7 protein-coding genes are annotated in these 9973 nt (G+C 59.1%); 6 read left to right on the forward strand and 1 reads right to left on the reverse strand.

The features are described from left to right. Positions 1-1076, reverse strand: a 1076-nt coding sequence (locus QP752_RS11035; RefSeq protein WP_284805518.1) for a sodium/solute symporter, incomplete at its 3' end; no start/stop codon positions are given. Positions 1077-1181: 105 nt separating this feature from the next. Here QP752_RS11035 and QP752_RS11040 point away from each other — a divergent pair. From QP752_RS11040 to QP752_RS11065, 6 genes are read left to right on the forward strand one after another with little or no spacing between them, the layout of a single operon-like run. Next, entirely contained in the window at positions 1182-4307 is a 3126-nt protein-coding gene (locus tag QP752_RS11040) for a DEAD/DEAH box helicase (protein ID WP_070479543.1), read from the forward strand. Then, positions 4304-5167 (forward strand): hypothetical protein, encoded by an 864-nt coding sequence (locus QP752_RS11045; protein WP_070479486.1) that lies wholly within the window; start codon positions 4304-4306, stop codon positions 5165-5167. The genes QP752_RS11040 and QP752_RS11045 overlap by 4 nt, the downstream gene beginning before the upstream one ends. Then, the gene (locus QP752_RS11050; protein WP_070479488.1) at positions 5167-6372 is read left to right on the forward strand and encodes an exonuclease SbcCD subunit D; all 1206 of its coding nucleotides are present in this window, start codon (positions 5167-5169) and stop codon (positions 6370-6372) included. The genes QP752_RS11045 and QP752_RS11050 overlap by 1 nt, the downstream gene beginning before the upstream one ends. Beyond that, positions 6373-9009 carry an AAA family ATPase gene (locus tag QP752_RS11055; protein ID WP_070479490.1) on the forward strand — a complete coding sequence of 879 codons (2637 nt, stop codon included), beginning with the start codon at positions 6373-6375 and terminating at the stop codon, positions 9007-9009. Between the two features lie 44 nt (positions 9010-9053). Further along, on the forward strand, positions 9054-9527 hold the full coding sequence (locus QP752_RS11060; RefSeq protein ID WP_070362647.1) for a MarR family winged helix-turn-helix transcriptional regulator: 474 nt from the start codon (positions 9054-9056) through the stop codon (positions 9525-9527). Positions 9528-9550: 23 nt separating this feature from the next. Then, positions 9551-9784 (forward strand): PspC domain-containing protein, encoded by a 234-nt coding sequence (locus tag QP752_RS11065; protein ID WP_070362646.1) that lies wholly within the window; start codon positions 9551-9553, stop codon positions 9782-9784. Positions 9785-9973 lie beyond the last annotated feature (189 nt).

Consider the following 9973-nt stretch of genomic DNA (forward strand, 5'->3'; position numbering starts at 1 on the left):
GCGGAGGAGGTGATCAATAGTTGGGAGGACATTGTGGACATAATCGCCGCGAGCACCGCTGTAAGGACGATACCTGCGATGAGTGGGTGGAAGAGGATGCGGGCCAGGTCCAAGAAGATGGTTTCGAAGCCGCTTTGGTCAGTGACACTGTGCGGTGTTTCGGCGAAGAAGACCGTCGATACGAGCGCGGTGAACACCGCACCCGCAAAGCAGATAGTGACCCAGCTGATTCCGGTCCGGCGTGCGCTGGCTGCCTCAGCCGGGGAGCGCAGCGCCATGAAGCGGGTAACAATATGTGGCTGTCCCAGGTAGCCGAAGCCCCACGCCAAGTTGCCGATGATGGTTGCCAACGAGACACCGGCGATCATGTTGAAGTAGTCCGGATTGCCGGCCTCCCACGGGCCGTAGGCGTTGTGGGAAGCGAACGAGAAGATATCAGAGGGGGTATCGAGCGAGAGCAGTGCCATCAGTGGCACCGTGACCAGCGCCAAGAACATCAAGACCCCTTGGACAACGTCGGTATAGCTCACAGCGAGGAAGCCGCCGATGAACGTGTACAGCACAGTAATCGAACCGACGATGAGCACGCCTGTGAGGTAGTCACCATGGAAAGTGGATTCGAAGTAACGGCCACCCGAGACCATGCCTGACGAAACGTAGAACGTGAAGAAGAAAATAATGATCACGGCCGCGACAAACCGCAGGACGTGTGAGGAGTCTCGGGTGCGGTTCTCAAAGAAGGACGGCAAGGTAATCGAGTTATTTGACACTTCCGTATAAGCGCGGAGGCGTGGTGCGACGAACTTCCAGTTCGCCCACGACCCGACCAAAAGTCCAATAACGATCCACAGCTCGCTCATGCCGGAAACGAACAATGCGCCCGGCAGCCCCATCAGCAGCCAGCCCGACATATCTGATGCGCCCGCGGATAGGCCTGCTACGAATGGGTGCAGTCCACGGTCGCCAAGAACGTAGTCGTCATACTTGCTCGTCTGGATCCACGAATAAAACCCGATGGCAACCATGACACCGAAATACAACACAATGGCAAGGACAAGCCAGAAGCTATCGGCCATGTTTGCCTCCCTAAAGCAATAGAAAAAATAAGCGAGTAGAGTTTTAAAGATTACCGTTAGAACCGTAGTCGATGTAGCGAAATCAAGGATGGTATAAGGGTGGGCTTGCCAAAATTCCTTCTTCACGGGCTGTGGCTGCCAGATTCTGGCTTGCAGGTCTGGGTCGAGCAGGTGGCTGGCCATAAAATCATCACACTCGACGAAGTGCCGAAGGGGACCTTCCCCGAACCAGTCCACACACTGCTCGAAGGGGTCAAGTTCCGCCACCGCGGCAAGGTCATGTTGCGCACGCCGAAAGGCAAACTATTGCGGCTCCGGGTGCCGACGGCAGCATTCGCCCCCGATGAGGCAGTACAGTTTCTACGAGCAATGTCCTTCCTCCTGGACCCAGACGTTCCGGCACCGGAAGGGCTCACGGAGCAACAGCGGGCGTCGGTAGCCCCGGATCTTTTGTGGCTCATCCAGATGTTTCTCGGGCTTGAGCGGTTTGTACAGGCTGGCAGGGTATCGATTCACGTGCCGTCTCAGGACTTTCAGTGGTTCGCGCAGTGGCAGCTCGGCACCGGGGTGGAGGAACGCGGTTGGCTCGCGGACATGATTGCGGCTGCGCCAGGCGTACTTACGGAGAACAACCGACGGCTCGACGAAGACTGCTCGCGCACATTTGTGCACTGGATCGCGTCTGCCCAGCTGCGTAACTCCCCTATGCTGCGCGGTGAGCGCCCGTTTCCGTGGCACGATTTTGTACAGTCGTTGCTTCACGGGACGCCGCTACGGCGAGGCTCTAGCGCGTTTTCGCGACAGATGAGCCAGTGGAACGGCTCAATCACTGCGACGAATTTCCAACTGGTCTTCATCGTGGAGCAGCCCGCAGACGCAGAAGATGGGGGCGATGAAGCGTTCACGCAGTGGCCGATCCGGGTGAACGTGCGCTCCGGCGATGAATCGCCGCGGCCCATCCGGCTGTCGGAGTATGACGCCTATACGGTGCAGCAGCTCCACTCCGTGCTTCGCGACGCCATCAGGGTCTCCGACCTGATTGATCCATCGACGCACCGGCGTGCCGCGACAACGCCGGGCTCTGCGCTCGATGGCGACTGGGACGTGTACCTGTCCGCGGAAGAGATTGTGCAATTCGTGGAGACTGAGGTGAGCAAGCTTCGGCTTGCGAACTACGCGGTGATGCTGCCACGCGCCTGGACAACTGCAGAGACAACATCGAAGCTGCACCTTTCGGAAGCGAAGAACCCGTACGACGCAACAGCGGTGACCCGGCTTGGCTTCGGCCAGCTGGTCAATTACGACTGGCGCGTCAGCATCGGCGGCACTGAACTGACGGATGACGAAATGCAGCGGCTCGTCGAGTCGAAGTCTGGGCTGATCAAGCTGCGCGGCGAGTGGGTGCTCGCCGATACACGACACCTCGAGCGCACGAAGCGGTACATGGAGAAACTCCACGGGACGGCGCTGGCGCGGGCTAAGCGTGAAGCAGAAGAAGCCCGGACGACCGCGCAGCTTGCAGCTGATGCGGGAGCAGATGACGCCGAAGCGCTCGCTGCCCGCGCCGACCAGCTCGAGGAGGAGTACCAGAAACTCGAAGCGTCAGAGGAACACGGTGCGGTAACCGCGGAGGAGCTGCGTCAGCTCGCGCTGGAGAGTGGACCAGACTCGCCGCTTGAGTTCACTGGGTCCCGTTGGTTTACGTCTCTGGTCGGCGGAATGGACCGCCCGGCGCCGGAGCGCGTCGACATCCCAAGAACTGTGCATGCTGAGCTCCGCGAGTACCAGCGTCGTGGCGTGGATTGGCTCTACTACATGTCCCGCAACCACCTAGGTGCCGTGCTTGCCGATGACATGGGGCTCGGCAAGACGCTCCAGCTGCTCACCCTGCTTGCCGTCGAAGCAGAACGCGGGCAGCGCACCGGACCAACCCTCGTTGTTGCGCCGACCTCCGTGGTGGGCAACTGGGCACGCGAAGCCGCGAAGTTCGTGCCGCACCTTTCTATATATGTCCACCACGGCAGTGCCCGGTACAAAGGAGAGGAACTGCGTGAGGCTCTCAAGAAGCATGACGTCACCATCACCTCCTATGGGATCGCATCGCGCGATGTGATCGACTTGTCTTTGATCGAATGGGACCATGTGGTGCTCGACGAAGCTCAGGCGATTAAGAATGCGGGGACGAGGGCGTCGAAAAGCGTGCGAGCGCTGCCAGCTCGCCACCGTATCGCGCTGACAGGCACCCCGATTGAAAACAAGCTCTCCGAGCTGCGCAGTCTCCTCGACTTTGTGAACCCCGGCATCCTCGGCTCGCAGTCCTTCTTCCGCAACCACTTCGCACGGGCAATTGAGTCGCGCCGGGACGAGGGCCTCGCCGACGAGATGGGGGAGCGCCTGCAGCGCCTCACCGCGCCGTTTATCCTGCGCAGGCTGAAGACGGACACCGCGATCATCGATGACCTGCCGGACAAGGCTGAGCATGTACTGACAGTGGACATGACTGCGGAGCAAGCGGCGCTCTACACGGCACTCGTTGACCGCATGCAGCGCGAACTGCAGGAACGCAAGGGTATGGCGCGTAAAGGTCTCGTGCTTGCCACGATCACTCGCATCAAGCAGATCTGCAACCACCCGGCTCACTTCCTGGGCGATGGATCACCAGTACTTGCCGACGGCCACCACAGGTCCGGTAAGGTCGCCCGCCTTGTGGAGCTGCTCAATGAGGCAGTGCGAACCGACCAACGAGTGTTGATCTTTACCCAGTACAAAGCGTTTGGTGACATCCTGCGGCCCTACCTGAGCGACTACCTCGGTGAGCTCATCCCGTTTCTCCACGGTGGGGTAGGAAAGAGCGCGCGCGATGCTATGGTTGCGCACTTCCAGGAGCCGGACGGGCCGCGCGCGATGCTGCTGAGTCTTAAAGCAGGTGGTACCGGACTCAACCTGACTGCTGCATCGATGGTGATCCACCTTGACCGTTGGTGGAATCCCGCCGTGGAAAACCAGGCGACGGACCGCGCGTTCCGCATTGGCCAGAAGAAAGACGTCACGGTGTACAAGATGATTACGCGCGGAACCATGGAGGAATCGATCCAAGACATCTTGGATGGCAAGATGCACCTGGCAGGTGCGGTGATTGGCGAGGGCGAAGGCTGGATTACGGAACTCGACGCTGACGATCTGGCACAGCTGATGAGCTACCGAGGAAACGGAGGCGAGCGCAACCTATGAGCACCCAGCGACCACGCGAAGACAACGTTATTTATGCAAACTTCGGCGCACGTCGGCGCTCCCCGGAACAGAAGCAGGCGAAGCAAGCTTCTGAGACTCGATCGCGGTACAAAGACGTTCCTGCGACGTGGAATGCCGCAGGCCGCAGGATCTGGGAAGCAGTCGTGCGATACAGCGATGCTGGTCGCATCAAGCGGGGCATTGCGTACGCCAACGGCGGTCACGTCGCCGAGCTCTACCCGCGGCTTAGTGGGATCGATGCGGTTGTGACCGGCTCACAAATCGAACCATTTCACACCGTCATTGAGCTACCACGGCGCACCGCTGCTGACATCGGCGGGCTGCTATCCGACATTGCGCACGACTCCGCGGCATTGATGAAAGCGCGCAATGGCGTCTATACCGATGAGGCGTTGGACACCTTGATCGCCAACGGTCCTGAGGAGTTTCGGCTGCACTGTAGCTGCCCCGATCCCGTCGTAGCCTGCAAACACATTGTCGCAGTGGGGTATCAGGCAGCACAGCGCATGAGCGAACACCACGAATTCATTCTCCAACTTCGGGATAGCTCGATTGTGCGACTGACCGGCATGGCGCCACCGACTGTGCAGCACGAGGCAGCGCAGCCTGACGCGCCGGGCGAAGTCACGGCGTCTACACCGCGCCCGCAGCCGGACTTTTGGGAAGGCGGCGCGTTACCTGATTTGCCTACCCCGAAAGTCGCTCCGATGATCGAAGATTCTGACATCACGATGCTGCACAAGGCGATGCAGACAATTTCCTTTACCAACATCGACCAGCTACGAGCGGTCTCCGATATCGAAGATCTGTTCTATGCTCTGACTGAAACTGAAGACTAATGTCCGAGCCGTTTGGTAGTAGTGAGTATGTGAACACGTTTCGATTTATCCACTCCTCTGACCTGCAGCTTGGCATGACTCGGAAGTTTCTGCGCTCCGAAGCCCAATCGAGGTTTGACGACGCCCGCTTGCGCGCCGTTGAACGCCTCGGCCAAGTAGCCACGGAGCATGATGCAGACTGTATTGTGATCGCCGGCGATGTGTTTGAGCACAACGCGCTCGAGCGGGAGACGCTTGGACGAGCGCTCGAGGTGCTGAAGCGCCTGCCAGTGCCGGTGTACTTGCTCCCGGGTAATCATGACCCGCTGGTGGCGGACTCCATTTTCTACGCCACCGATGACCTTGAGAATGTGCACGTGCTCGATTCCTTCGATCCCGTAGAGGTCGTCCCGGGCGTTGAGCTTGTCGGCGCGCCTCTCAAAGCCCGATACGCCTCTGAGGACTTATGCGCTCGCGCCGCGCGCGATTTGGAACCAACGGATAGAATTCGAGTGCTTGTCGGCCACGGCCAAGTGGATGGCTACGGCAAAGAACAGACCGAAGCGCTCATCGATCTGGATTTGCTGGAGGAGAAGCTGGCCTCGGGGGTGATCGATTACGTCGCGTTGGGGGATACGCACTCTACGCAGTCACTCGGCACGAGTGGGCGCGTGTGGTTCTCGGGCAGCCCGGAAACCACTGATTTCCACGACTTTGCTATCGGTGGCCCTGGTGGCGGCGGCGAGGTTGATTCCGGTAACACGCTCGTCGTCGAGATTACGAAGTCCTCCACGGAAGATTGCGTTGTAAACGTCGAGCCGGTTGAGACGGGAGCGTGGACATTTGAGGCATTGGACTGGGAGGTCAGTGACGAAGGTGACGTCGAAAGGATAGTGGAGCAGCTTGAACGCTACGAGCACAAGGACCGCACTGTGGTGAAGTATTCCGTCCGCGGCACGCTTGGCCTTGCGGCGATGGCGACCTTTGAGCAGGCGATCGGGCGGCTTGAGCCGGTGTTCGCTGCGTTGTATGAGCGTGAACGGCTCATGAGCCTGCACCTGGCGCCCAGCGATGACGAGCTCGAAAACCTTCCGCTGAGCGGGTACGCGGCCGAGGCGATGCGGGACCTGATTTCCCAGGCATCCGCGCATGACGATGCTAAAGGCTCTGCGACAGCACGTGACGCTGTGAACCTTCTGTTCCGATTCTCCAAGGAAGTGAACTAAATGCGCATCCATTCGATCACCATTGAAAACTTCCGTGGTATTCAGCGGTTAGAGCTCCGTGACCTGCCAGATACCGGTGTGATCGTGATCCATGGCAATAACGAAGCAGGCAAATCCACCATCCTTGACGCGCTGACGACAGTGCTCAACGAACGCCACACTGCCGGAGGCAAGAAGATTGGCGTGCTCACTCCGATCGGGAGGGACGTTTCGCCTGCAGTGCGGCTTGAGGCGACGGTTGGCGATTACAGCTTCACCATTGCCAAACAGTGGGGGAAAGGGAAGTACTCGGAGCTCAACATCACCAGACCGCAGCTGCGCCAATACACCGGGCGTGAGGCTGACGATGAGCTTGCACGGATCCTCGCGGAAAACCTTGACCAGGAGCTCGCTTCGACGCTCTTCCTGCGCCAGGGACAGTTCGCAGCAGGGATCAGCGCAGCGGGCATCCCAAGTGTTGTGCGGACCCTTGATGGGGACGCTGGACGCAGCGCAGAGGAAGCCGCCTACGATGACACTGCGCTCATGCAGCGCATCAGCGACGAATACACAGCGTACTTCACACCCACAGGTCGCCCGCGTGGCGAATACGACAAGCTCCGGAAAGCAGCAGAAGAAGCGCAGCAACAGTACGAATCGCTGTTGCAGGAAAAGCGGAAGTTTGACAATGAAGTCGTAGAAGTTGAGCGCTTGCAGCAGCAAATGCAGCAGATCCAGGATGAGCTGCCGGAAGCACAGCGAGATCTTGAGTCCAGTCAAGCCGAGGCGAAGCGCGCCGAAGAGGTTGCCGCAAAACTTCAGGCTGCGCAAGCAGCTGTGAAATACGCAGAGCTCACGGCACAGCGCGCAGCGCAGGATGTGGAAAACAGGAAGAAGTTGGAGCAGCGCGTCGCACTGTTGGGTGAGCAGCAGGCAGCGCTCGAGCAGGAGAAGGGCGCCGCCCAGCAAGCCAGTGATGAAGAGGAAGCTACCATTGCGACACTCACCGAAACCGTGGAGCGGCGTCAAGCTGCACTGACGAATGCACGCGAGGAGGCACGCCGTGCCAGCGCTCTGCGTGAGTACTCGCTGTGCCAACAGGAACTCTCAGATCTGCAGGCAGTGCTTGACCAGGTTGACGGTGCGCAAGCCGAGTATCAAAAACTCGTTGCTGAGGCCCCTAGTCGTCCCGTCACCGACGCCGATGTGACTCGAGTGGAAGAAGCTGCGAGTGAAGTAAAGGTACAGCGCACCATCCGTGCAGCCTCGACCGCGAAACTGACCGTGCATGCCGATGACGCCACCTTCGTGCACGACGATGCCCCCACACACGTCAAAGGCGAGCGCACTATCGAGCTTTTCGACGCCACCACCTTTGAATTCGGTGAGTTCCATCTGACCTACAGCGCTGGCGCCAGCGGCGCGAACCAGTACAGCGTGGTGGAAGATGCGGAGCGCGCGCTTGAGGAGTTACTCGCGGGCCTTGGTTGTGCTGACGTTGCGGAGGCGCGAGCGAAGCGCGATGAGCATCGGACGTTTGCTCAACGCGTGGAGGAAGCCAAGCGACGCAGGGAAGACATCCTCGCAGGCAGAGACCTATCTGCGCTACAGGAACGCCACCTAAAGCTGCAGAAACTACACGCAGAGCACGCTGAGGCCTTGGGGGAGGGCGTAGCTTTAAAGGAACTCGATGCTGCTGAGCACGAGGCCGCTGCTGCAGAGGCTGCTTTACAGAATGCCCAGCATGACGCGGAAGTGGCGGTGGCTGCGCTGGAGCCGCACCGGGAGCGAAAGGCCCGCCAAGCACTGCTTGTACTGGAGACCAAACTCGCAACGCACGAGGAAGCAGTACGTAACGCCGATGAAGAGTTGCGAACAGAGCAGGAACATACAACGTCGGAAGACTTGGGCGAGGCACAAGCAACTGCTGAGGCTGGACTGAGCGCTGCGCGCACAAAACTTGAAGAGGTCACCACGGCGGCAAACGAGGCCAACGTGGACATGGCACAGGCGCTGCTCGAAAGCGCGCAAACCCGCGTCGTGAACTTGCAAGACCGCTACAATGCCGCCGATAGGCGCGTTGCCGAGCTGAAAAGCTTTTTTGAAATGGCGACTGGTATCGCGGAAAAGGTCGACCGAGCCGAAGCGATGTTGGACGCAGCTGAGTCTGAGTACCGCCGAACCACCCGCCGTGCTGAGGCAACCAAGCTCTTGTATGACACGCTACAGCGCTACCGTGAAGAGGCGAATGCGCGCTACGCGGCGCCGTTCGCTGCTGCGCTGGAGGGCTACGCGGGGGCGCTGTTTGGCAGAGATGTGGAATTCGAGCTCGACGACCAACTGCAAATCACCCGCCGCAACGTTGCTGGTGTGTCTCTGCCGATCGAGGAGCTTTCTGGTGGCGCACAGGAGCAGCTCGCCTTGCTGACCCGTTTTGCCATTGCGGAGCTTGTCGCCCGTGATGGAACAGCACCGGTACCTGTGGTGATAGACGATGCACTCGGCGCGACGGACCCCCACCGGCTGCAACTGATGAACGCGCTGTTTAACAGGGTGGGCAAGCATGCTCAAGTGATTGTGCTGACGTGTTACCCCAACCGGTACGACGGCGTTGCCAGTAGCAACCGATACGAGATTGAGCAGCTAAAAACCAATTAATTAATGCTATGAAACTGTTTGGTTGATCTACTACAGTGGGGTGCATGTCTGACGCACCCCACTGGCTCAGCGATGCCGAGCAAGACCTGTGGCGGCTCATGCTTGCCACTGCGCGCAAAATTTCGCGCGCGCTCGACGACACACTCCAGGCAGACTCAAACTTGTCGACTTCGGAGTTCTCTGTGCTGGTCAGCCTTTCAGAAGTGGATGGGTACACGATGCGCTTGCGTGACTTATGCGGTGCACTGGAGTGGGACCGATCCCGAACATCGCACCAGGTCACCCGCATGGAGAAGCGCGGTTTGGTATCAAAGCAGAAGAGCCCGGGAGACGCCCGTGGCGTCTTGGTAGCGCTCACCGAGGACGGTCTACAGCGACTCGAGGCTGCAGCCCCGGGCCACGTTGAAAGCGTGCGACGCCTGGTGTTCGACCACCTTGATGACGCCGACATCCCAGCTTTGACCAGATTTTTTCAGGGTGTACTCGGTGCGCAAACCGGCCCTGGGCATAACAAGTAACGACTCTAGGAAAGCGAGGCGCCATGTCTTATCCGACGAACCAACCTCACTACCAACCGAACCCGGCACCGAAGCGGCTACAGCGTTCCATGGTGGACAAATACATCGGCGGGGTCTGTGGCGGCATCGCGGAGTACTTTGGACTCGACCCTGCGATTGTACGAATCGGCACGGTGTTGATTGGGCTCTGCACGGCGTTTGTGCCTTTGTTCATCCTGTATATAGTGGCCTGGATTGTGATTCCCCCGGAGTTTTAGCACGAAATTGCGTTCTGAAAGCGTAGGGGAGACGATTTCAGGTAAAATCAGTCAAAACCAACAAACCCCCGCTACCAGGAATTTCACCAGGTAGCGGGGGTTGAAAAATTGTGTGTTATGTGTCACTACCTTTTGCACGCTTAAAGTCATGACAGTGTGCACGCTTAAGGTCATGACATTGTTTACACC

The sequence above is a fragment of the Corynebacterium sp. UMB10321 genome (assembly GCF_030228725.1).
Classification (GTDB): domain Bacteria; phylum Actinomycetota; class Actinomycetes; order Mycobacteriales; family Mycobacteriaceae; genus Corynebacterium; species Corynebacterium pseudogenitalium.